This is a genomic window from Ruminococcus sp. 1001713B170207_170306_F1 (genome assembly GCF_015668065.1).
Classification (GTDB): Bacteria; Bacillota; Clostridia; order Lachnospirales; family Lachnospiraceae; genus Blautia_A; species Blautia_A faecis.
In genome coordinates this window covers 13072-35360 of the sequence record NZ_JADPEX010000029.1, presented here as the reverse complement: position 1 = coordinate 35360, position 22289 = coordinate 13072, and the positions used below count along the sequence as shown (strand labels likewise).

General features: G+C 43.6%; 19 protein-coding genes and 1 riboswitch. Of the genes, 1 reads left to right on the top strand and 18 read right to left on the bottom strand.

Annotated features, from left to right (window positions below; genetic code table 11):
* Positions 1-99 precede the first annotated feature (99 nt).
* The gene (locus tag I4V84_RS15890; protein ID WP_173716016.1) at positions 100-1131 is read right to left on the bottom strand and encodes a M42 family metallopeptidase; all 1032 of its coding nucleotides are present in this window, start codon (positions 1129-1131) and stop codon (positions 100-102) included.
* 395 nt (positions 1132-1526) lie between these two features.
* The gene (gene hflX, locus I4V84_RS15885; protein WP_195380137.1) at positions 1527-2762 is read right to left on the bottom strand and encodes a GTPase HflX; all 1236 of its coding nucleotides are present in this window, start codon (positions 2760-2762) and stop codon (positions 1527-1529) included.
* A gap of 338 nt (positions 2763-3100) precedes the next feature.
* Between hflX and I4V84_RS15880 the strand changes: the two genes are divergently transcribed.
* The gene (locus I4V84_RS15880; protein ID WP_195992896.1) at positions 3101-3985 is read left to right on the top strand and encodes a transglutaminase domain-containing protein; all 885 of its coding nucleotides are present in this window, start codon (positions 3101-3103) and stop codon (positions 3983-3985) included.
* 102 nt (positions 3986-4087) lie between these two features.
* On the opposite strand, the gene I4V84_RS15875 is transcribed toward I4V84_RS15880, so the two are convergent.
* From I4V84_RS15875 to I4V84_RS15800, 16 genes are all read right to left on the bottom strand, one after another.
* Positions 4088-5173 (bottom strand): tetratricopeptide repeat protein, encoded by a 1086-nt coding sequence (locus I4V84_RS15875; protein WP_195992917.1) that lies wholly within the window; start codon positions 5171-5173, stop codon positions 4088-4090.
* A gap of 2 nt (positions 5174-5175) precedes the next feature.
* Positions 5176-6522 carry a phosphoglucosamine mutase gene (gene glmM, locus I4V84_RS15870; RefSeq protein ID WP_173718197.1) on the bottom strand — a complete coding sequence of 449 codons (1347 nt, stop codon included), beginning with the start codon at positions 6520-6522 and terminating at the stop codon, positions 5176-5178.
* Positions 6523-6634: 112 nt separating this feature from the next.
* Entirely contained in the window at positions 6635-7552 is a 918-nt protein-coding gene (locus I4V84_RS15865; protein WP_195992894.1) for a sugar phosphate nucleotidyltransferase, read from the bottom strand.
* A gap of 65 nt (positions 7553-7617) precedes the next feature.
* Positions 7618-8691, bottom strand: coding sequence for a peptide chain release factor 1 (gene prfA / locus I4V84_RS15860; protein WP_118578120.1), 1074 nt, complete (start codon positions 8689-8691; stop codon positions 7618-7620).
* A gap of 41 nt (positions 8692-8732) precedes the next feature.
* Positions 8733-9602 (bottom strand): peptide chain release factor N(5)-glutamine methyltransferase, encoded by an 870-nt coding sequence (gene prmC, locus I4V84_RS15855; RefSeq protein ID WP_118578119.1) that lies wholly within the window; start codon positions 9600-9602, stop codon positions 8733-8735.
* Positions 9599-10669: a DUF1385 domain-containing protein gene (locus I4V84_RS15850; protein ID WP_195477851.1), complete on the bottom strand. Its 1071-nt coding sequence runs from the start codon at positions 10667-10669 to the stop codon at positions 9599-9601. The genes prmC and I4V84_RS15850 overlap by 4 nt, the downstream gene beginning before the upstream one ends.
* 87 nt (positions 10670-10756) lie before the next feature.
* Positions 10757-10960, bottom strand: coding sequence for a 50S ribosomal protein L31 (gene rpmE, locus I4V84_RS15845; protein WP_173716501.1), 204 nt, complete (start codon positions 10958-10960; stop codon positions 10757-10759).
* 168 nt (positions 10961-11128) lie between these two features.
* Positions 11129-12796, bottom strand: coding sequence for a transcription termination factor Rho (gene rho, locus I4V84_RS15840; RefSeq protein ID WP_195699595.1), 1668 nt, complete (start codon positions 12794-12796; stop codon positions 11129-11131).
* Positions 12797-13441: 645 nt separating this feature from the next.
* Positions 13442-14458 (bottom strand): hypothetical protein, encoded by a 1017-nt coding sequence (locus I4V84_RS20020; protein WP_243284130.1) that lies wholly within the window; start codon positions 14456-14458, stop codon positions 13442-13444.
* Between the two features lie 170 nt (positions 14459-14628).
* Positions 14629-14712, bottom strand: a riboswitch (cyclic di-GMP riboswitch).
* Between the two features lie 188 nt (positions 14713-14900).
* Positions 14901-15932 carry a LacI family DNA-binding transcriptional regulator gene (locus tag I4V84_RS15830; RefSeq protein ID WP_195992892.1) on the bottom strand — a complete coding sequence of 344 codons (1032 nt, stop codon included), beginning with the start codon at positions 15930-15932 and terminating at the stop codon, positions 14901-14903.
* 93 nt (positions 15933-16025) lie between these two features.
* A complete protein-coding gene (locus I4V84_RS15825) occupies positions 16026-16853 on the bottom strand; it encodes an MBL fold metallo-hydrolase (protein WP_195992890.1) in 828 nt (275 codons plus the stop codon).
* Between the two features lie 22 nt (positions 16854-16875).
* Positions 16876-17694 carry a carbohydrate ABC transporter permease gene (locus tag I4V84_RS15820; protein WP_195992888.1) on the bottom strand — a complete coding sequence of 273 codons (819 nt, stop codon included), beginning with the start codon at positions 17692-17694 and terminating at the stop codon, positions 16876-16878.
* A complete protein-coding gene (locus tag I4V84_RS15815) occupies positions 17694-18578 on the bottom strand; it encodes a sugar ABC transporter permease (RefSeq protein ID WP_195380132.1) in 885 nt (294 codons plus the stop codon). Before I4V84_RS15815 ends, I4V84_RS15820 begins: the two co-directional genes overlap by 1 nt.
* A gap of 125 nt (positions 18579-18703) precedes the next feature.
* Positions 18704-19960 (bottom strand): extracellular solute-binding protein, encoded by a 1257-nt coding sequence (locus I4V84_RS15810; protein WP_195992886.1) that lies wholly within the window; start codon positions 19958-19960, stop codon positions 18704-18706.
* Positions 19961-20241: 281 nt separating this feature from the next.
* Entirely contained in the window at positions 20242-21471 is a 1230-nt protein-coding gene (locus I4V84_RS15805; RefSeq protein WP_148461068.1) for an enolase C-terminal domain-like protein, read from the bottom strand.
* Positions 21468-22280 (bottom strand): SDR family oxidoreductase, encoded by an 813-nt coding sequence (locus tag I4V84_RS15800; protein WP_148461067.1) that lies wholly within the window; start codon positions 22278-22280, stop codon positions 21468-21470. The genes I4V84_RS15805 and I4V84_RS15800 overlap by 4 nt, the downstream gene beginning before the upstream one ends.
* Between the last annotated feature and the right edge of the window lie 9 nt (positions 22281-22289).

Below are 22289 nucleotides of genomic sequence, written 5' to 3'. Positions count from 1 at the left end.
AATCAAGTTTTTCTTCTAAACGGACATGTCTGCCAGCGCAGACATCACCCCAAATGAAAGTCGATTGTTCCGCGCCTTTAGCGCTACCGCGCAGGACTTTTATCCTAAATATGCCTTCAGTAATTTCAGTGTATTCTTCGCTCCATCCCTGTGTGACCGCTCGTATCCATGAGATGCGTAAACTCCCGGTCCGATCAGACCATGCTTCATATCATAGCCTGCTTTCAGTGCCGCATCCACATCAGAGCCATAATGAGGATACACATCCACAGCAAACGCAATGTCATTCTCCTGTGCAGCCTTGATCAGACCGGAAACCACCTGGTAATCATATGGTCCCATACTGTCCTTAGCGCAGATTGAAACCATGGTTTCATCACATTCCAGGCCTTTTCCAACACATCCCATATCTACGGAGATCATCTCTGTCACTCCATCTGGGATAGCGGCACATCCACCATGTCCCACTTCCTCATAAGAAGTGATCAGTACATAAATGGTACGCTCTGTCTGAATTTCTTTCTCTTTCAGATATTTAGCATAGCCGAGAAGAATAGCAGTGCTGAATTTATCATCAAGGAAACGGCTCTTGATGTATCCGCTCTCAGTCACAACTGTCCTTGGATCAAAGCAGACAAAATCGCCTGTCATGATTCCAAGTTTTTTCACATCCTCTTTATTCTTCACCGGCTCATCAAGAATGGCCTCCATCGTCTCATAAGTACGTTTGGTATCGCTATACTCGCCGTTTACATGAACAGACGCATTCTCCAGCTGGAAAGTTGCATCATATACTTTGCCGGACTTTGTATAAACCTTACAATTCTCAGCCTCTGCATTGTTTGGATTCATACCGCCGATATTAGTCAGTTTCAGATGTCCGTTGTCCATGATCTGGCAGACCATTCCGCCAAGAGTATCCATGTGAGCTGCCAGAACCACTGCATTCTCATCGTCTTTTCCTCCAAGCTTTACAAGCACAGCCCCCTTCTGGGTGATCTGCGGCTCATAGCCCAGCTTTTCAAATTCTTTTTTTACAAAATCTGCTGCCATGTGGGTAAAACCACTTGGACTTGGCACTGAAAGCAGATCCTGTGCTGTTTTCATAATGTAATCTGTGTATTTTCCCATGATATTCTCTCCTGTTTCTTACAAATTTTAATCTTATCACCTATCGTTCTTCATTTTTTGTATAGCAATGCGCTTCACAGAAATTACTTTTAAGCGATAACATTATATGATACCAGTGTCAAAAGGTCAAAAAGCTGTTCGTGCTTGCACGATAAGGCTTTTGAACTTGGGACACGCCAAATATGAGAAAGTAGCGATTTACGCAGTAAATCAGCGGATTTCGAATATTTGGAGGATTGCGGGAGCTGCGTAGCTGCGTAGCTGCGTAGCAATCTGGGTATCAAATGAGTGTCAAAAGACCTTTTGACACTCATATCATTATATTTACTTATTATCCTCAAATGTGATAACTTTATAAACCCATACTTTTTGCCAATTCCACTGGTCTGGCTGCGTCACATAAGCTTCCCATGAATTTCCTGCGGCACTCTGGCTTTCACCAGAATTCCAGTATCTGTGTACTCCTCCGAAAGCAGCTGCCCATATTCCCGGATCAGCTGGATCTTGCCAGCCTCCTGATAGGAAAAAATTTTTTCCACATAAATCTGCTCTTCAGAAAGGATTTTCCCCAGAAGCTGCTTTAAATCCTCCAGACCTTCCCCTGTTTTGGCCGAAACCTTAAGAGTATGGTCTGCCATACTGTCGCGCATGCGGATTGCTGCACCCACATCGACCTTGTTAAATAAAGTAATCGTCTTTTTGCCCTGGACACCAAGCTCCTGCAGGGTATCATAAACAACCTCCATCTGCTGTACCGCCTGAGGATTCGAACAGTCTACCACATGAATAATATAATCTGCATATTTCGCTTCCTCCAGGGTACTCTTAAAAGCTTCAACCAGATTATGCGGCAGTTTACGGATAAATCCAACAGTATCTGTAAGCAGGATCTGCTGTCCGTCATCTAATGTCAATGCTCTGGTTGTAGGATCCAATGTAGCAAACAGCTTATCCTCTGAAAGCACTCCGGCTCCAGTGAGGGTATTTAACAATGTAGATTTACCTGCATTGGTATAACCTACAATAGCAACAGTCTTCATCTTTCCCCGGGTACGTCCGGTACGGAGCAGCTCTCTGTGCTTCTCCACCTGGGAAAGCTCTTCTTTGAGCGCTGTGATTCTCTTTCGGATCAGACGTCGGTCGCTCTCCAGCTTTTTCTCTCCAGGTCCTCTGGTTCCAATTCCTCCTCCAAGTCTGGACAAGGATGCACCTAGTCCTACCAGTCTGGATGCTCTGTAACGGAGCTGGGCCAGCTCTACCTGGATCTTACCCTCACTTGTGGTGGCATGTTTTGCAAAAATATCAAGAATCAGAAGAGTTCTGTCCATTACCTTACATTCCAGCTCATGCTCTAGATTGTTCATCTGTGCCGGGGAAAGCTCATCGTCACAGATGATTCCTGTAGCATCCGTGGCCAGCATAAGAGCACGTACCTCCTCGATCTTTCCTTTGCCAATATAAGTTCCAGGATGTACAGTCTCACGGTTCTGGATAATTTTTCCCACTGTCTGGGCTCCGGCAGTATCTGCAAGCTCCTCCAGTTCATCCAAGGATTCTTTCACATTGTCGTTCTCGTCCAGCTGAACGCCAACCAGAATCACCTGCTCCTGTATTTCTTCAATATATTCCATAAATCCTCCTTCCGGATCATCCATAAACTAACTTTCAGTTACTTTTCTATCTGAAAATCATCTGTTAGAGTATAACACAAACCCATCCCTTTTGGGAGAGGTATATTTCAGTTACTGTTCACTGGTAACGTTCCGCGAGGCGTTTTTTGTGAACAAAGTTCACAGAAAACCCGAGAATTGCGGCGCGAAATCATGCGAATGCATGATTTCTGTGCATCGCGAAGCGCGTTACTGTGAACGGAGTGAACAGTAACATATTTCAGATCTGAAAACAACAACTACAGTTCAGATCTCATATAGTATATAATAATAGTAAAAGACCAAAAAAGGAGGAACCTATGAAAAAGAAAAATCTCAAAACTCTTGCAGCATGCCTTTGCCTGTCCTGTACGCTCCTGACAGGTACTCTTCCCACCCAGGCAGCTGCCCGGACATCTGTTTCCCAAACTGCGAAATCTTCTTCCACTGTCACCAATAAGAAGACCCATTCCGGTAAGGGACAAGCTTCCAGTTCCTCTTCTGGTACCTGGAAGACCATCAAGGGCCGCCACTACTATTACAATGCTCGCGGCAAGAAAGTCAAAGGCAAGGTCAAAATCGGATCCCGCTATTACTTTTTTGACAAAAATGGAATTCAGCGTTACGGCTGGAAAAAAATCAAAAATGATTACTACTTTTTCCGTATCAGCACAGGAACCACCGGCGCATACATGCTGACCTCCACCACTATAAATGGTATCGCTCTTGATGCTTCCGGACGTGCCAGCAAATCCGGTTCTAACCTGCGCAAGCTGAAGCTAATGACAGAAGCGAACAAGATTGTAGAAAAGATCAGCAGACCAGGAATGAACAAAATGCAGCGCCTCCGTGCCAGCTTTGATTACGTCAAGAAGCAGTACACCTACTATTGCTGGCGTGAATTCAGAAATACACAGGACTGGGAAAAGGATTTCGCCGAAGATATGTTTTTCCGCGGCGGACGAGGTGACTGTGTTTCCTATGCAGCAGCTTTCGCCTACCTCGCAAACGCTGTAGGCATGAAAAAAGTTTATGTAATCTGCTCCGGCGGTCACGGCTGGGCTGAAATTGGTGGAAAGGTCTATGATCCTGACTGGGCGCTTGTAAGCAGCGTGGATTCCTACTTTGCAATGTCCTACGATCTCAGTGGCGTGAACGGCCGCCCCATGTATCGTGGCAACCGCCTTTATGTAAAAAAGATCTGAGTATATTACCAAAAAAGGATTTGAAATCCGGCATTCAATATTGCCTCAGATTTCAAATCCTTTTTTGATTATAAAAATAGCTTCAAGAACCTTCTCTGTTTCCTATTCATTACTTCCAGTCCTGGATTTCAGGAAATCAAGCTCTTTCGCAGCTTCTTCATCCTCCGGATACATTCCGACATAAGACACAGCTTTCTCCTGCGCTGTGGAAAAATCCAGTTTTTTCTCATAAGCTACAATTTCATTAAATAACAAGCTCTGCATTTCATCATCGGAAGCAATGGAAATTCCGCTGCTGATATTTTCCAAAGCAGAATCATAATTTCCTTCTGCCATATCGCACACTGCCAGTCCATTGTATCCCTGTGCGGCAGTCTGTGTCTGATCCCCGGACGTATCATCCAGCTTCTGATTGATGTACTGCTGGTACATTGCCCGGGCATTTGCGTAATCTGACTGAGCGCCATAGACCATTCCAAGAACCAGAAGTGCCTCTGTACTTCCCTGATTGGAAGCATCTGTCAGCTCTTTCTGGGCATTGGTATAATCTCCCATATAGTAATAGATTCTTCCCCGGCTGCAAAGATCCTCTGCTCCCTTTGCATCTGTAGACAAAACAGCCTCCAGATACCTGGTTCCATCCGCTTCCATGTCCTTATCCAGGTACGTCTCGTAGATCTGGATGGCCCGGTCATAGCTGGAATCTTCCCCATATGCCTGCTCAAAATCAGAGGCAGCTTCATCATAGACATCCATTTCCAGGGCAACCTTTCCAGTAAGGAACCAGGCATCTGCATCCATCTCATAATTCTGGGCAAGCACCTGACAGTCTGCCATGGCATCATCCAGATAGCCAGCCTGCAGACGTGCCGTAGCACGATACAGATACAGGTCCCGGGCCATACTTTTGTTTACTTTCTCCTCGCCAAGAGCACTGGTAAAGGCAGTAATGGCATCATCATAATTTCCCAGACGCAGCTGACAGATTCCAATCCCGCGGTAAGACACTGCAGGCTTCACACCATTATTCACAGAAGTAGTAAATTCATCCAGCGCATACTCATAGCTGCCCTGCTCCAGATCTTTCTCTGCTTCCTTAAAAATCTGCTGTTTTTCATTATCACAGCCAGCCAGAAGGGAAAGCCCCATGACCGCTGTCAATATTAATGCTGTTTTTCTGATTTTCATTCTCAACCAACGATCAGTCCTTCGGCTTCCATTACTTCCACAACACTGTCTACATACTGATGGCAGAGCTCATCTGTCTCGGCCTCCACCATAACACGGATCAGCGGCTCTGTACCACTCTCGCGGACCAGAATACGTCCGGAATCGCCAAGTGCCTTTCCTGCTGCTTCGACTGCTTCAACCACCTTCGGGTTCTCACGCGCAGTCTTCTTATCTGCTACACGTACATTTCGAAGAACCTGAGGATAAACCTTCATCTCTTTGGCAAGATCACATAAGGTAGACTTCTTATCTACGCATGCTTCCATGACCATAAGAGAAGTAAGGATACCATCACCTGTAGCTGCATAACGGCTGAAAATAATATGTCCGGACTGTTCTCCACCAATGCTGTAGTTATTTGCCATCATATTCTCGGCAACGTATTTGTCACCAACGGCAGTCTGCTCATAACGCATTCCTTCACGCTCCAGAGCTTTGTAAAGTCCCATATTGGACATCACTGTGGTAACAACAGTATTTCCATTCAGTTTCCCCTGCTCTTTCAGATATTTACCGCAGACATACATAATCTTGTCACCATCGATGATATTTCCACGATGATCAACTGCGATACAACGGTCAGCATCTCCATCATAAGCAAATCCGATATCCAGGCCATTGTCTACCACATATTTCTGAAGGACTTCAATATGAGTGGAACCGCAGTTTGTATTGATGTTAGTTCCATCCGGCTGATTGTTGATCACATAAGTTTTCGCCTGAAGTGCCTCGAAAACACTTTTTGCAATTGCGGATGAGCTTCCGTTGGCACAGTCAAGTCCGACTTTTACATTTTTGAAATCACGGCTTGGAATGGAGATCAGGTATCCGATATAGCGGTTTCGTCCGGAAGCAAAATCAACAGTACGTCCAATGTCTTCTTTGCGTGCAAGAGGAAGCTCCTCGATCTCGCCATCGATGTAGGCCTCAATACGCTCCTCGATCTCAGCCTCAATCTTCTGTCCGTTTCCATTCAGAAGCTTGATTCCATTATCATAGAATGGGTTATGGCTTGCGGAAATCATAATACCGCAGTCAAAATCCTCTGTACGAACCGCAAAGGATACACTTGGAGTAGTGGTTACATGCAGAAGATAAGCATCTGCTCCGGAAGCGGTAAGTCCTGCAACAAGGGCATACTCAAACATATAGCTGCTTCGTCTGGTATCTTTTCCGATTACGATCTTCGCCTTATGGTCACGTCCATAATACCAGCCTACATAACGTCCTACTTTAAACGCATTATCAACTGTCAGCTGAACATTCGCCTCACCACGAAATCCGTCTGTTCCAAAATATTTTCCCATATCTAATTATCCTCCTTGCTTATTACACCTGAAAGCATATAGGAATCATACATTCTTTTCCATATTTTCAGGCAAAACTGCAAACAATTACAATATACAGTATCCGATAATCTTATTTGTAAAGTCCGTTTGGATATACGCCAGCCTCGGTAAGCTCTTTAAAGGCTTTGATCACAACCTCTTTATCTTCCTGGTAAGTTACACCAAACCAGGTATCCTTTGTCTCAAGCACATCCACCTGGGCAGTTCCCTTCTGGATCAATGTATCGATCATAACCGGAAGAAGATACTCTGCCTTGATATCACCAGCTTTTACATTCTGAAGAAACTCTACAAATCCATCGTATAAAGTATCCATAAACGCAGGAGTCAGTCCCCACATGTTCATGGAAACAAGCTCATTTAAATCAAGCTTCTCTGCCGGCTGTCCATCTTCGCGGCTCTCAGCGCCATCTGCTGTTTTAAAAATGTTGTGTGTCTCGGTAACCCCTGTAAGCTTGCCGTCTGTAATGTGGCAAAGTCCTCTTGTAACACTTCCATTATCGCTTAAGGTGTTTCCAAGACGGAAGCCTGCCATACAAATATGCAGGACATCATCTGCCGGCTTCTCCTGAACCAGATAATCATGTACTTTTACGTATGCTTCCTTTCCATAGTAGTCATCTGCATTGATAACTGCAAATGGCTCTGTAAGGAACTCTCTTGCGCAGATAACAGCATGGCCGGTTCCCCATGGTTTGGTTCTGTCTGCCGGTTTCACAAAGCCTTCCGGAAGCTTCTCCATTTCCTGATATGCATACGCAACTTCTGCGATCTTCTCTACTCTTGCACCAATGGTGCTTTTAAATTCTTCTTCCAGATCCTTACGGATAATAAATACAATTTTATTGAAGCCAGCCTCCAATGCGTCTCTGATGGAATAATCCATAATGATCTCACCATTTGGTCCAACTGGTGCAAGCTGCTTGATTCCATTTCCAAATCTGCTTCCAACTCCGGCTGCCATAATTACAAGAGCTGTTTTTTTCATAGGTAATACCCTCCCATTTTTCATATGATTGTTGTTTTAGAGCGTGTTTGAAAAAGGCTCTAAGTTTACTGTTCCTGCAGATTGCTCAATTTCGCTGCCTGGTCTGCTGCGATCAGGCTGTCGATGATTTCATCCAGATCTCCATTCAGAATGTTATCCAGTCTGTGAAGTGTAAGTTTGATACGGTGATCTGTTACACGTCCCTGTGGAAAATTGTAGGTTCTGATCTTCTCGGAACGATCACCTGTACCGATCTGGCTTCTTCGCGCCTCTGCTTCTGCGTCATGCTGTTTGGCCAACTCCATCTCATACAGACGTGAGCGAAGAACCTTTAACGCCTTATCCTTATTCTTCAGCTGGGACTTCTCATCCTGACAGGAAATTACGATTCCTGTAGGAATATGGGTCAGTCGTACTGCGGAGTCTGTAGTATTGACGCACTGTCCGCCATTTCCGGAAGCACGGAATACGTCGAATTTACAGTCGTTCATATCCAGATGGAAATCAATCTCCTCAGCTTCCGGCATAATTGCAACCGTACAGGTGGATGTATGGATTCTTCCGCCGGATTCCGTCTCCGGAACCCTCTGTACCCGGTGTACACCACTCTCATACTTCAGTCTGGAATAAGCTCCGGCACCGTTTATCATAAAGGTAACCTCTTTGAATCCGCCGATTCCATTCTCGTTTAAGCTCATCATCTCTGTTTTCCAGCGCCTGGATTCTGCATATTTTACATACATTCTGTAAATCTCAGCTGCAAAAAGAGCAGCCTCATCTCCACCGGCACCGGCGCGGATCTCCACGATAACGTTCTTATTATCGTTAGGGTCCTTAGGCAGAAGAAGGATCTTCAGTTCATGCTCCAGCTCTTCCACACGCTTCTTGGCATCGGAAAGCTCTTCCTTGAGCATTTCTCTCATATCCTCATCCTTCTCCTCTTCCAGCATGGAAAGACTGTCCTGAATGGTTTCTTTATTTTTCTTATATTCCTTATAGGTATCCACAATTGGCTGCAGGTCGCTCTGTTCCTTCATAAGCTTCTGGAAACGATCTGGATTAGATGTTACATCTGGCTCACCCAGCTCATTCAGAACTTCCTCGAAACGTATGAGCAAATCGTCCAACTTGTCAAACATGGTTTTCCTCCTGTTATGTTCTTCTCTTTACTTATATAAAACTATCGTCTGCCCAACACAACTCTATCAAGTCCCGTCAGGTCTTTAACAATCTGTACATCAAAAAAGCCATTTTCCCGCATCAGCGCCTTTACAGCTTCGCCCTGATCATATCCGATTTCAAACAGCATCCAGCCATTTTCCTTTAGGAAAGCCTTTCCCTCCGATACGATTTTTCTGTAAAAATACAGACCATCTTCATGGCCATCCAATGCAAGTCTTGGATCGTGATCCCGCACTTCTTCCATAAGCTCTTCAATCTCTGCGCTTCTGATGTAGGGGGGATTCGAAATAAGGATATCATACTGAGGCATATCTTTGCCAGTGTTTTGTTGAAAAAAAGCTGACGAAAACAAGTCGCTTTCCACGAAAACAGCTCTGTCTGACACTTCCAGGCTTACCGCATTCTTATCTGCCACCTGAAGAGCAAGTGGGGAAACATCAGCACCCACACCATATGCATCCCCGGTAAGTGCCAAAAGACTTAAAAGAATACACCCCGATCCGGTGCACATATCCAGAATCCCTGGTGTCTTTTTCCCCTTCATAACTTCCAGAGCCTTCTCCACCAATGTCTCCGTATCCTGCCTCGGAACCAGTACGTTTTGATTTACATAAAATTCAAATCCCATAAAATATGCCTGATGGGTAATATGCTGCAAGGGAACATGACCGGCTCTTTTTCGGATCAGTTCCCGGTATCTGTCCGCTTTTTCCTCTTCAATCCCGTCAGCTGAATGAGCGAAATAAAAAGCCCTGTTCATTCCTGTCACATGCTCCAGAAGAAGCCAGGCATCCAGCCTGGCTTCCTGGATCTTATGCTGTTCCAGAACCTTGGTTCCTTCTTTTAATAGTGTTTCCAGAGAAGTCATTGTGCAGCTCCCGTTTCCGGTACATTCCCGGTACGTTCTTCACTCTCCCCGCTTTCAGATTGCGCGGAAGCAGCGGAAAGATCACCGTTTTCTTTGTTCTCATATGGAATATCCAGATTGAATTCTGTCTTTAAATATGCTCTCCAGTCAAACACAGCCTCCACAGCCTTAATAGCAACCTCTGCCATATCAGCTGTAGGCTCCTTAGTAGTAAATTTCTGCATTGCCATACCTGGCTTGCTCATCATCAGGGCAAATTTGCTGTCAGTTCTTCCTGCCCACTGGATAATCTCAAATGAAATTCCGGATACAATAGGCACCATAAGGAGACGTCCAAAAAGACGCAGCCAATATGAAGGTACCAATACGAAAATAAAATGCAGGAAAATACTTACCAGCATAACCAGGAATAAAAAGCTTGTTCCACATCGCCTATGGAATCTGGAGCTTTCCAGTACATTCTCCACTGTCAATGGCTTGCCATTCTCCACACAGTTAATACATTTATGCTCTGCTCCATGATACATAAAGGTTCTCTGGATATCCTTCATTCTGGAAATCAAAAGCATATATCCCATAAATAAGCCCAGCTTCACAAATGCTTCCACAATAGTAACTATCACCTCGGAAGCACCTACCTTACGGCAAAGGCTTGCCAGCGCATAAGGCAGAAGCATAAATGCGGCAATAGAAACCACTATAGAAACAGCTACTGTCGCATAAAGTAAAACCTTAAATGCCCTGTCCTCTTTTTTCTTCTTAGCCTCCATTTCCTCCGGAGAAAGAGCTGCATTCTTCTTAGTCTCTTCCTCATCCTCCTCATCACCTGCAATCTCTGCTGAATACATCAGGCATTTAGTTCCTGTTACCAGAGAATCGATGAAGCTGACCATTCCGCGGATAACGGGCTTGCGCCAGATCTTTGCCTTGCCAAAGATACATTTGTAATCTTCAACCTTTACTTCAATTTCTTTATCAGGACGGCGCACTGCAATGGAATATTTGTCCTTATGACGCATCATAATGCCCTCCATTACAGCTTGTCCACCGATGTTAGATGGTTTCATTTTATCCTCCGTCTCATAAATTCAGTCAAATTACAAAGAAAGGTTGAGATTTCCCAACCTCAACCTTCTCATTCAGTAATATTCAAATTATTTATTCAGGCCATATCTCTCGTTGAACTTATTGATACGTCCGCGAGCCTGAGTAGCTTTCTGCTGTCCTGTATAGAACGGATGACATTTGGAGCAGATTTCTACGTGGATATCCTGCTTGGTAGATCCTGTTACAAAAGTATTACCGCAGTTGCAGGTTACAGTTGCCTGATAGTAATTCGGATGGATTCCTTCTCTCATGATTTTCACCTCTCTATATTTATTCTATTTTATTTGCGTTGAATCTGACGAATTCACACTTTACACAGCCTACTGATTATAGCATGGCGTTATGAGAAATGCAAGTTATTTATAAAAATTTCTAAAACTAATCCCAGATAATATTCTGCACGGTGTTTTTTGTGAACATTACAATTTCTGTTTTTTTACCATTTGCACAAATTCAGCATTATTTGCAGTACGTGCAAACATGTTCAGGATCTGTTCCACTGCCTCATCAGACTTCATTCCGTTAAGAGCCTTTCGCATAATATATACAGCTTCCTGCTCGTCTTTGCTCAGAAGCAGATCTTCTCGTCTGGTACCGGATTTCTGAATGTCGATGGCCGGAAAAACCCGTTTCTCCTGCAGCTTGCGGTCAAGAACAAGTTCCATATTGCCGGTTCCCTTGAATTCCTCGTAAATAACGTCATCCATTTTGCTTCCGGTGTCAACCAGTGCAGTGGCAAGAATGGTAAGGCTTCCTCCCTCACGCATATTACGTGCTGCACCAAAGAAGCGCTTCGGCATATGAAGTGCTCCCGGATCAAGACCTCCTGACAGAGTTCTTCCACTTGGGGGAACAACCAGGTTATAGGCTCTTGCCAGTCTGGTAATGGAATCCAGAAGGATCACAACATCCTGCTTATGTTCTACAAGGCGGCGTGCACGCTCTACAACCATCTCGGATACACGCTTATGATGCTCCGGAAGCTCATCAAATGTGGAATAAATAACTTCCACGTTCGGTCCCTGTATTGCTTCCCTGATATCGGTAACTTCCTCAGGACGTTCATCAATAAGAAGAATGATCAGATGCATATCCTTGTTATTCTTAAGAATAGATTTCGCAACATCCTTGAGCAAAGTAGTTTTACCTGCCTTAGGCGGGGAAACGATCATACCACGCTGTCCCTTTCCGATAGGGCTGATCAGATCTACGATACGCATGGCAGTAGTTCCGCCAGGCCGCTCCATGATCAGACGCTCATCTGGAAAAATCGGGGTCATATTTTCAAAATTGTATCTCTTCTGTCCCTCACTTGGATGGAAGCCATTGATAGATGTCACATACAAAAGGGCACTGAATTTCTCCCCCTGTGTTTTAATACGGATATTTCCCTGAATAATATCCCCTGTCTTCAGATTGAATCTGCGGATCTGTGACGGAGAAACATAGATATCATTTTCTCCTGGAAGATAATTCTCACTTCGGATAAATCCAAACCCATCCGGCATAACCTCCAGGATTCCATTGGCCTTTTCGCCACTGTCAAGCTGGACCGTTTCAGCCGGAACACTGTAAGCATTGCTTACATCCTCTTCTGTACGGTTCTCACTGGCTGCGCCTGTACGGGGCTGTTCCGTTTCCTCAGGTCTTAATTCGGCTGGCGGAACCACTTCTACAGGTTTCGCTACAGGAGTGCGCTTCACGAAGTTCTCCGGTCTGTTTTCCCCATTATAACTGTTCTGGCGTCCTGCATTTTCATTTCTGCCATAATTATTGCTGCGGTACTCAGGATTACGCCGTATAATGGTACGGGATCTGGTTGGTGCTTCTCTTCTCTCCGGTGAAGAAACACTTCCCGTATTTTCTGTTTTTTCTGCTGCCACAGGCTCTGGTCTTGCAGGTATGGTATTCTCTTCTGCTGTTCCGGAAATAGTCTGCTCATTTTCTGCAGTCTGTTCTTTCCTGTCCTCTTCCAGCATACGTTCAATTAATTCAGGCTTTCTCATAGTAGAAATGCCCTTCAGTCCTCTGGCTTTTGCCAAGTCTTTCAGCGTAGCCAGGGATAATGATTCATACTTTTCTTTCATCAATCATCTACCTCTTCGACTAATACAATTCTAAAACACATTTCAATTTTGATTTAACGGGATACAAATGTCTGATTAGACAGAAGCTATATACTGAATTATAAAAACATCCTTCAAAAAACTTATTAAAGTTGATTCTAACACATTTCAGGCGCCGTGTCTACATCCATTCCAAATATATATTACTGTTCACTTAGGACCAGTGACCCCAATATATCTATCCCTGCCTGCAAGAAAGTGATAACCTTTGTTTTGTATTATACACACCTAAGGTTTTTCATTGCAAGAATTTTCTGTCGACACATATCCAGACTCTTCGACATAGTTACTGTTCACTCCGTGACCAGTAACACGCTTCGCGATGCACAGAAAGACGAACCTTCTTGTGACAAGCACAAGAAGTAGCGTTTGCTGCGCAAACTTAATTCTCGGGTTTTCTGTGAATTTTGTTCACAAAAAACACCTCGCGGAATGTTACCAGTGAACAGTAACTCGACATATATAAGATTACGGCTCTCCCGGTGACAAAAAGGTAAGTACTATCTGTCACTTACCTTTTTATAAAACACTATTTTCCCGCGCCTGTGGTATCCACAGTAAAACACCCGGAGATATTTCTCCGGGTGCCGGTCATCTTTAAAATCATTAGTTCCAGAACGCTCCATAAATCTTCTGGATCTTAGCGATCTGTGCATCTGTAATCTGATTCAGTGCATTCTGAACAGCTGCATAAGTCTGTGGTCTGCTACTCTTCAAGGAAGCATTGTTCAGGATGTAATCCTTAACAGATTCTGCAAAATATTCGGAAGCATTCTGTGTTACATAGGCTTTATTAAAAGCTGTAACATTTGCCTTCTCAGCTGCAAAAATGCTCTGGAAGCTTGCTGTCTTATCTGCATTTCCTGCGATAAATGCAAGGAAATGACCCAACTCATGATAAACAGAATCATCGATCTGCTTCATTGTAATAGATCTTGATCTTGCATCAAAATATCCTGAATAGTTGACGGATGGATCAACAACAAGCTTAAATCCCAGCTGCTGATATGCTGCAATTACACGATTGTCCATCTTGCCTGCAACACTTGCTACATTTTCCTCGTGTTTGCTCTGGTTCTGTGAAGAGTTTGCTGCTGCAGTTACCTGGGCAGCAGAAGTACCAGAAGAAGTAGTGCTTACAGCGGTCTCATTGTCAATTGATACCTGCTGTGTAGTTGTTGTCTGAACAGTTGTTGTGATCTTGGATGTAACAACTTTCTTTTTGGATTTCTTGGTGTATTTCGCTGTTGCTTTGGTAACAACGGTTGTCTTGGTATCTACTGTTGTATTACCGGATTTATTTGTTTTATTGGTTACTTTTGTTTTGGTTTTCAGTTTCTTGGTATAGCTCTTCTTGGAAGCCTTTTTTAATTTAACAGTCTTCCTAGTTGTCTTGGTACTGGAGGTAGTCTTCACAGTAGTCTTCGGCTGGGAAGCCAGTGGAGTTTCATCTTCTATGATGGAAGTCTCCATGATCGGATCTGTGTAACTGGGGAATTCAGGTGTTTCTCCTACTCCTGAGAATAATGAAACGCCGCCGATCACTGCTGCCAATGCTATAGCAGCACAACTGGAAACAACTTTTTTATTTGCGAGCCACTCTGCTAATTTCTTTCCTTTCATAAATAACACACCTTTCTTGAACCATAATGTAACTGACTTGCCGCTATCCGGAAACTATCAGTCCCATCAGTTTGTGGAAATAAAAAAACCGTTTATCAGATTAAATAAACGGTCGCCACAAATAGAAGAACCACGTCTCCTGTCATATTACATTACCTAATCAATATCAATGCGGCAACCGGCTGTCATAGTCCTGAGACCTTAGACCCTTGGCTTTGCGTCCCTGTCTTTCAACAGGTTTGCCTTTTATTCATTTCTTATAATAGAGCAAGTCCTCACTTTTGTCAACGGATTTTCTTTGTTAAAATTCACAAAAATCCGTCTAAAAAATACAAAAATGAAAAAATCTGTAAAACTATCTGAGCTGACCGTAACAACTGATAATCATTCTCAAATAATTTCACAGATTTCTTTTCGCTGTCTGGGTAGTAACATACACCCCTCACAGTTTACGTGTAGATTCCCGTTCTATGAGTCTTCCGGCCAGCATTTGCCGTTTAACCACCTTTTTCCGGTCAATCATGTCAAACAAAGTACGAATACTCTGCTGTGCAGTTTCCACTCTGGGATATTCCAAAGTAGTAATAGATGGATGATAATATTCTGCAATATCCTGTCCATCAGCCCCTGCCACGCAATAATCCTCCGGTACTCTTTTACCGCTGTCAATAATTGCTTTGCAGGCTCCTACAGCCAAAGTATCTGAAATAGCATAAATACAGGAAAAATCTACTCCTGATTCCAAAAGCTCACGGGTACTGTTATAACCATTCTCAATAGTATAAATTCTATTCCCCGGCTTTAAACGGACTATAAGCTTCTCATCGTACTCCAGTCCATTTTTCTCCAATGCCCTTTTATAGCCATTCAGATGGCACCTTCCCAGACCTTCATCTCCGGAAGTAATGAACGCAACTCTTTTATGTCCACAGCTGCACAGATAATCAACCATATTCTGGCTCTCGATCTCTGTATCAATTGTTACAAGAGCGCTTCGAGTATAAGATCCAGTATCCTCCGGAATTGTTTTTCCGGAACTGGCGATCACATACGGAACCCTCACCATTCTCAGCTTTGACTCATCATAATCATACATACCACCAAGAAATATGATTCCCTTGACCTTTTTCTCTTTTTCCAGTTGAAGCGCAAGCTCAACTTCATCTTCATCATCTGCTACATTCTGCAATACCAGGCAGTATTTTCTTTCACGAACCTTTTTCTCCAACACATGCAGCATAACACCCCAGAATGGGTTGCTGATTTCTTTTACCATAACTGCGATCGTATTTGAATCAGCTCGTTTCAGGTTTCTGGCACTGTTATTCGGTACATAATTATACTCTTTGATAATATCCAGAATCTTCTGTTTCGTTTCAGGATTAATGTCCGGGTGATTGTTAATAGCCCTGGACACCGTGCTGACTCCTACGCCACACAGTTTCGCAACCTCTTTAATTGTTATCTGCTCCATAACTGCCCTCCTCATGCAACAATGTGTTCATTATATATGTACTGGCATATCATGGCAAATGATTTTCAATAAAATTTGTAAAAAAATTATTTATCAGCAAATATGCTTGTCGTTATAGGCGATATTTCCTTTTCCGTATTTGTAGAGAACAGCTGGTTCTGAAGACATATGGCTGAAGTCAATAGGCTCCGGTTTTGCAGTTCCTTCTACGATTTTATCAGCACATGTGATAAGATCGTGAAGAATTGCTTTTCCGATCGGACGTAAAAAATGTCCTGGGAAAATAAGCTCAAAATCTTCTTTATCTAACTTCTTTAATCCCTCTGCATATTCCTTTACTGTTGAGGAATAGGTATCAAAAATCAGGATCGGAGTTGACACTACACTGTCTCCGGCAAACAGAAATTTATTTTTTCTATCCAGGAAAACTACACTTCCAGGAGTATGTCCTGGTGTGAATAACACTTCCAGACTTCTGCCGCCCAGATCAAAGATCTGATGCTCGCTCAGCGGCAGCATCTGGAAATCTCCAGGCTCACGACCTTCAATTATGTACTCTGTTCCATAAAATCCCGGTTCCTTCTTTGTTTTTTCCACATATTTCTTCCAGCCGCTTCTAAGTTTTTCTGTATCTGCCATTTTGAAATCTTTTTCACTCAGATATGCCTTTCCGAACTCGTGATTGCCGCCCACATGATCCAGATGTCCATGTGTATTTAATACAACATATGGCAAATCAGTCAGGGTTTCGATCACCTTTTTCAGATTTCCAAAACCTGAACCGGTATCGATCACAGCTGCACTTTTTTCACCTTTTACCAGATAAATAATGTCTGCTCCGAACTCATCGATTGCCCAGACATCCTCTGCTACCAGCTGAACTGTATAGCCTTCAATTCTCTGTAAATTAATATTGTCCATTTTCTGCCGTTCTCCTTTTCAATTACATTTTTACTGCACCTGCGGTAAGTCCGCTGGTGATATATTTCTGTGCTGCAATATAAATGATTATGATTGGAACCATAGACAGAGTCATTCCGGCAAGCATCAGATTCCACTCAGATCCGGAGGTACTCTTAAACATATAAATAGCAACTGTCAGGGTTCTCAAACCACTGTCTGAAACATACAGGTTTGGCATAAGGAAATCATTCCATGTCCACAGGAAAAACAGTACCAGAAGAGTTATGCTTGTGGAGCGTACCAATGGGAAAATTACCTGCCACATGCAGCGGAACATGCCACAGCCGTCAATTGCTGCTGCCTCTTCCAATTCCTTCGGAATGGACTTCAAAAAGCCAACGTAGGTAAAAATACCAAATGCTCCGTGGAAGCCGGCATACAGGAAAATAAGTACGGTCAGGTTATTCAAAAGGTTTGTGTTGGTCAGCTGTACAGAAAGCGCGATCATAATGGAATGGAACGGAATGATCTGTCCAAGGGTGAACATCAGATACAAAACATTTCCAAGCTTTCCAGGGATGTGCGCAATTCCATATGCAGCCATAAAGGAAATGATGGTACATACCAGCATGGTTCCCAGGGTTACATATGCTGAATTTCCAACTACTCTCCAGAATTTCAGACGTTCTATAGCTTCTGTAAAGTTTCCGGTATAGAGGTAATGTGGAAAAGAAAGGAAGTTCTGGATCATATCGTTATGTGTCTTGAATGCGTTCATCACAAGCAGGATGATCGGCATAAGGAACAGGACACCAAAGAAAAACATAATAATGGTTGGAAGCCATACTTTCTTTTTCATTAGTATTCTACCTCCTTCTTACGAGTGCAGTACAACTGGATCAGAGTAACCGCTGCTACTGTAAGGAACAGGATTACAGATTTCGCTGAGCCATAGCCCAGATTGTACTTGGTGAAAGCTTCCTGGTAAATATTCATGGCAACTGGCATTGTGGAACCGTAAGGACCACCGCCTGTCATTGCGTTCGGAATATCGAATGACTTAAATGCTCCAGAAATAGAAACAAACAGATTGATCGTGACAGTTGGCATAAGCAGCGGAAGCTCAATTTTCAGAACTTTTTTCAGACCGCTGCAGCCATCCAGCTCAGCAGACTCCATAACATCCTTCGGAATAGTCTGAAGACCTGCGGTATAAATGATCATCAAGAAACCAATGTTCTGCCAAATGGAAACCACAATGATCGTCACAGTTGCCATTGACGGAGTTCCGAACCAGCTTATATTTGCCAGCCAGTCCCAGCCTAATGCTCCGCCAAGTGCAGGCATTGCATTTGTAAAAATAAACACCCAGATAAAGGATACCAATACGGCACTGACAATGTTTGGAATGAAGAACATAGCTCTGACCACGCCTTTAGCCTTAATGTTCTCATTCAGGAAATAAGCAAGAATAAATCCAAAAACATTGCTGCCAATAATGGTGAACGCACCAACAAAAAGGTTAAATCCAAAGGAAGTCCAGAATTTTGCATCGGAAAACAATTTTACATAATTGTCAAATCCCACAAAAGCTTTTTTCCCGGACATCAGATTCCATTTCAGGAATGAATATGGAATGGTTCCGCCAAACAGAGGTGCCAGCATTGCAAAGGAATACAAAAGCAAAGCAGGCAGAATCAGCAGAAGATAAAATTTCTTGTTTTTCTTATATAAAGATGACATATTATCCTCTCTTTCTTTTTCTAAAAGGCTCATCTGCTTATACAGATATCACGATAAATCTTCCATTAAAAAGATTCCCGGGGGGGTGCTCCCCCCGGGAATCGCAGGTCAGCATTTCCTCTTATTTACTGATCCAGATATTCAAGATATGCTGCGTCAAGCTCGGAAATTACCTCATCCTTGTCAGCAGCGTCTGCCATGTAACCCTGGAAGATATCTCCGGAGATAACATCAAATCCGTTTACATACTGCTGATATACCCACGGAATTACGTTTCCGCTGTTTGCATATTCCAGATAATCGTTTGTAGATGCAGAATCATAATTAACTGTGAAATCCTGGGAAGCCGGTGCAGAACCTGGTTTCTCGGTTACAATTGCAATATATCCATCAGAAAGGGAAGCATCGCTTAAGAAGTCAATAACCTCTTTGCAAGCATCCATATGCTCTGTCTGAGTGCTTACTCCATATACGATTCCTACGTCAACTGCTGCTTTGTTTCTCTCAGCATCGTTGGATACTGGTAATGCAAAGTATCCGATTTCCGGCGGGTTATCCATTTTTGCTACTACGTTCTGGCTGAACTCACCGCTGATCAGCATAGCAGCTTCAGAGTTTGCAAGTGCATTGAAACCGGATGTGGAGTCGCAATCCATCATATTGCTTCCACAATGAGCTTTGATAATATCTGCTGTTGCAAATACATCATCGATACCGTCTACATTGAAGGTTCCCTCGCCGGAATTTAACTGATCCAGGAAGCCTTCCATATCATCCTGTACTACGTTTGACATCATTACACTGAACATGTGTTTCAGAGTCCAGGAATCTTTGAATGTGGAAGCGATTGGTGTTACGCCGGACTCTTCCAGCTTCTCGCATGCTGCTTCGAATTCATCTCTTGTTTTCGGAACTTCTTCGATTCCTGCATCCTTAAACATCTGCTTGTTGTAGAATACACCAAGATACTCAACGTTTGCAGGATATCCGTAGATTTTTCCATCATAGGTAGCAGCTTCAAGAGCGGTCGGGTAAACCTTCTCAGTAAAATCCATTCCGCTTAAATCCTGAATTCTTCCTGCCTCTGCAAAATCCTGCACCTGTGTCCATGGTGTAAGGATGTAGATATCCGGCCAGTCATTTGTTGCAGCTGCAGTTCCAAGGAAATCAGAGTAATCTCCGGACTGCATTGTGATATCCAGCTCGATATCATCATGTTTGCTGTTGAAGGACTCCATGGTACGATCCAGCTGATCGCCCCACTCACCATTCCATACAGTCATAGTGACCTTGGTCTTCTCTCCATCAGCCCAGCAAAGGTTTGTTCCAAGGGACATAACCATTGTTCCAGCTAATACTGCTGCCAACATTTTTTTCTTCATTTCTTATACCTCCTAGTATAATTTTATTTTCCGCCAACTGATTTTTTCAGTGGCTGGGTTCCGTTTTGGTAACGTTTCCGGTATTGTTACCGGTAACGTTTCCGGTGATATTTGAATCATAGCATAGTCGACTGACATTTTCAATGTTTTTTTGCGACTCTTTATCACTTTCGTATGTATTCACAATATTTTTTGTGCATTTTTGTATGAATTGCACAGTATTTGCAGGAGTTGACAATCCACCTTTACTGCCTGCAAATACTGTGACAAAGTGACTGTATTTACGGTCTTACTGCTGTTCCATCCGGAAGCCTTGGCAGCATCCAATCCCATGTGACAACCTCTTCGCTGCACGGATACTCAGCTGCTGCTTTTTCATCAATATCCACACCAATTCCTGGTTTCCCATTCAGATACAGATATCCGTCCCGCATTTCCGGAATTCCGGTAAAAATCTGATGTAAGGCAATTGCGCCTGCATCTTCAGACAAGGTATTGGTGTCAGCCCATTCCTGGATTCCAAAATTCGGAGAAGCCATATCCAGGTGGATATTTACTGCGTGACCAATCGGAGTAAGGTCTATTGGTCCATGCCATGCAGTTCTTATTCCAAATGCATCACAAAGAGCAATCAGTTTACGTGCCGGTGTAATTCCTCCAATCTGGCTTAAATGGATTCTTATATAATCAATTTCTCTTTCTGTGATAAGATTCAGCCATTCGTTTGGATTGTTAAACAGCTCTCCCATAGCCAGCGGGGTGGTGCAATGCTGCCTGATCTGCTTAAACCATCCGCTCTGTTCCGGAGAAAGACAGTCCTCAAGAAAGAACAGACGGAATTTCTCCATATCTTTTGCAAATATTACCGCATCCGAAGGTCTCAGCCTCTCATGTACATCGTGACAAAGCTCCAGTTCCCATCCATAGGTTTCCCTGAGACGCTCAAACAGCTGTATTGTTTTTGCCATGTATGCTTTTGGATCATAATAGCAGCCTTCAAAGGATCCTTCCGGTGGCTGGTAAGGCATATCCTTTCCGCCATAGCCTCCAACCTGCGCACGGATACAGCGATATCCTCTTTCTTTTAACGCTCCTACTTTTTGCACACAATCCTCTATTGTGGTGCCTTCAGCATGCGTATAGCATGGCACTCCGGTTCTGCATTTTCCACCCAGTAAGTCATACAAGGGCATTCCGGCCATTTTTCCTTTAATATCCCATAAAGCCATATCCACACCTGACAGGGCATTGTTTAAAACAGGTCCGTTTCTCCAGTAGCTCATGCCCTTTATGGACTGCCAGATATCTTCAATATCAGAAACATCTCTGCCGATCAGGTATGGCTTCAGATATTTTTCCACTGCAGCAACCACTGCCAGATGTCTGTGGGCAAAAGTTGCGCAGCCCACGCCATATAATCCTGGCTCACTTGTTTCCACTTTTACTGTCACCAGATTGATTTTCTGCGGCGCACAGCAAATTACTTTTACATCTCTGATCGTTACTCTCATTTTTCTCCTCCCCAGGCATTTTTATCATTTTCTACTTTTTCCGGCATTCCCGGCAGGATCAGTCCTCCGTCAACCCGCAATACTTCTCCGGTTATATAAGCTGCATTCTCACTTGCAAGGAATACTACCGCTCTTCCTATATCTTTCGGTGTTCCATTTCTGCCCATTGGAATTCTTTCTCCCAGACTTTCCCAGAAGCCTTCCAGCTCTGTCCTGCCTTCTGCTTTTATTTCCTCTGGCGTACGGATACAGATAGCTCCCGGAGCCACACAGTTCACACGGATCCCATATGGTGCAAGATCCAGTGCCATAGACTGTGAAGCCCGGTTCACTGCTGCCTTTATGCCGCCGTAAACACAATCTCCCGGATATGCTCTTTCTGCTCTTGAAGAGGTTATGTTGATAATGCATCCTTTAACCTCATGAGCCTTCATATATCTGGCCGCCTTACTGGAAAGTACAAGGTAATTCAAAAGATCCAGATTCAGCATTTTCTGGGTTTCCTCCATTTCAAGGTCCAGAATGGACTGAAACACGGTAACTCCGGCATTATTTACAAGCAGATCCAGTCCGCCCAGTTCCCTGACAGCCTGGTCAAAAAATTTCTCCCCTTCTCCTGCCTGTGCCATATCAGCCTTTGCATACCAGGCAAAGGAACCCATATTTCTTATTTCTTCAGCAGCTTCCTTTGCCTCATCTTCCCGTGTCCGATAGGAAAAGGCAATATCATATCCGGCTGCTGCCAGTTCTCTGATAATTCCACGTCCGATTCCACGACTGGCACCTGTAACGATTGCTTTTTTTCTCATCACAGTTTT

Excerpts from the sequence above, each read along its gene's own strand:
- I4V84_RS15805 (WP_148461068.1), bottom strand. The coding sequence starts at position 21,471 with ATGAGAGTAACGATCAGAGATGTAAAAGTAATTTGCTGTGCGCCGCAG.
- prfA (WP_118578120.1), bottom strand. The coding sequence starts at position 8,691 with ATGTTTGACAAGTTGGACGATTTGCTCATACGTTTCGAGGAAGTTCTG.
- hflX (WP_195380137.1), bottom strand. The coding sequence starts at position 2,762 with ATGGAATATATTGAAGAAATACAGGAGCAGGTGATTCTGGTTGGCGTT.
- I4V84_RS15800 (WP_148461067.1), bottom strand. The coding sequence starts at position 22,280 with ATGAGAAAAAAAGCAATCGTTACAGGTGCCAGTCGTGGAATCGGACGT.
- I4V84_RS15830 (WP_195992892.1), bottom strand. The coding sequence starts at position 15,932 with ATGGAGCAGATAACAATTAAAGAGGTTGCGAAACTGTGTGGCGTAGGA.
- I4V84_RS15815 (WP_195380132.1), bottom strand. The coding sequence starts at position 18,578 with ATGTCATCTTTATATAAGAAAAACAAGAAATTTTATCTTCTGCTGATT.
- rpmE (WP_173716501.1), bottom strand. The coding sequence starts at position 10,960 with ATGAGAGAAGGAATCCATCCGAATTACTATCAGGCAACTGTAACCTGC.
- I4V84_RS20020 (WP_243284130.1), bottom strand. The coding sequence starts at position 14,458 with ATGAAAGGAAAGAAATTAGCAGAGTGGCTCGCAAATAAAAAAGTTGTT.
- I4V84_RS15875 (WP_195992917.1), bottom strand. The coding sequence starts at position 5,173 with ATGAAAATCAGAAAAACAGCATTAATATTGACAGCGGTCATGGGGCTT.
- I4V84_RS15880 (WP_195992896.1), top strand. The coding sequence starts at position 3,101 with ATGAAAAAGAAAAATCTCAAAACTCTTGCAGCATGCCTTTGCCTGTCC.
- I4V84_RS15810 (WP_195992886.1), bottom strand. The coding sequence starts at position 19,960 with ATGAAGAAAAAAATGTTGGCAGCAGTATTAGCTGGAACAATGGTTATG.
- glmM (WP_173718197.1), bottom strand. The coding sequence starts at position 6,522 with ATGGGAAAATATTTTGGAACAGACGGATTTCGTGGTGAGGCGAATGTT.
- I4V84_RS15825 (WP_195992890.1), bottom strand. The coding sequence starts at position 16,853 with ATGGACAATATTAATTTACAGAGAATTGAAGGCTATACAGTTCAGCTG.
- I4V84_RS15890 (WP_173716016.1), bottom strand. The coding sequence starts at position 1,131 with ATGGGAAAATACACAGATTACATTATGAAAACAGCACAGGATCTGCTT.
- I4V84_RS15865 (WP_195992894.1), bottom strand. The coding sequence starts at position 7,552 with ATGAAAAAAACAGCTCTTGTAATTATGGCAGCCGGAGTTGGAAGCAGA.
- I4V84_RS15820 (WP_195992888.1), bottom strand. The coding sequence starts at position 17,694 with ATGAAAAAGAAAGTATGGCTTCCAACCATTATTATGTTTTTCTTTGGT.
- prmC (WP_118578119.1), bottom strand. The coding sequence starts at position 9,602 with ATGACTTCTCTGGAAACACTATTAAAAGAAGGAACCAAGGTTCTGGAA.
- I4V84_RS15850 (WP_195477851.1), bottom strand. The coding sequence starts at position 10,669 with ATGAAACCATCTAACATCGGTGGACAAGCTGTAATGGAGGGCATTATG.
- rho (WP_195699595.1), bottom strand. The coding sequence starts at position 12,796 with ATGAAAGAAAAGTATGAATCATTATCCCTGGCTACGCTGAAAGACTTG.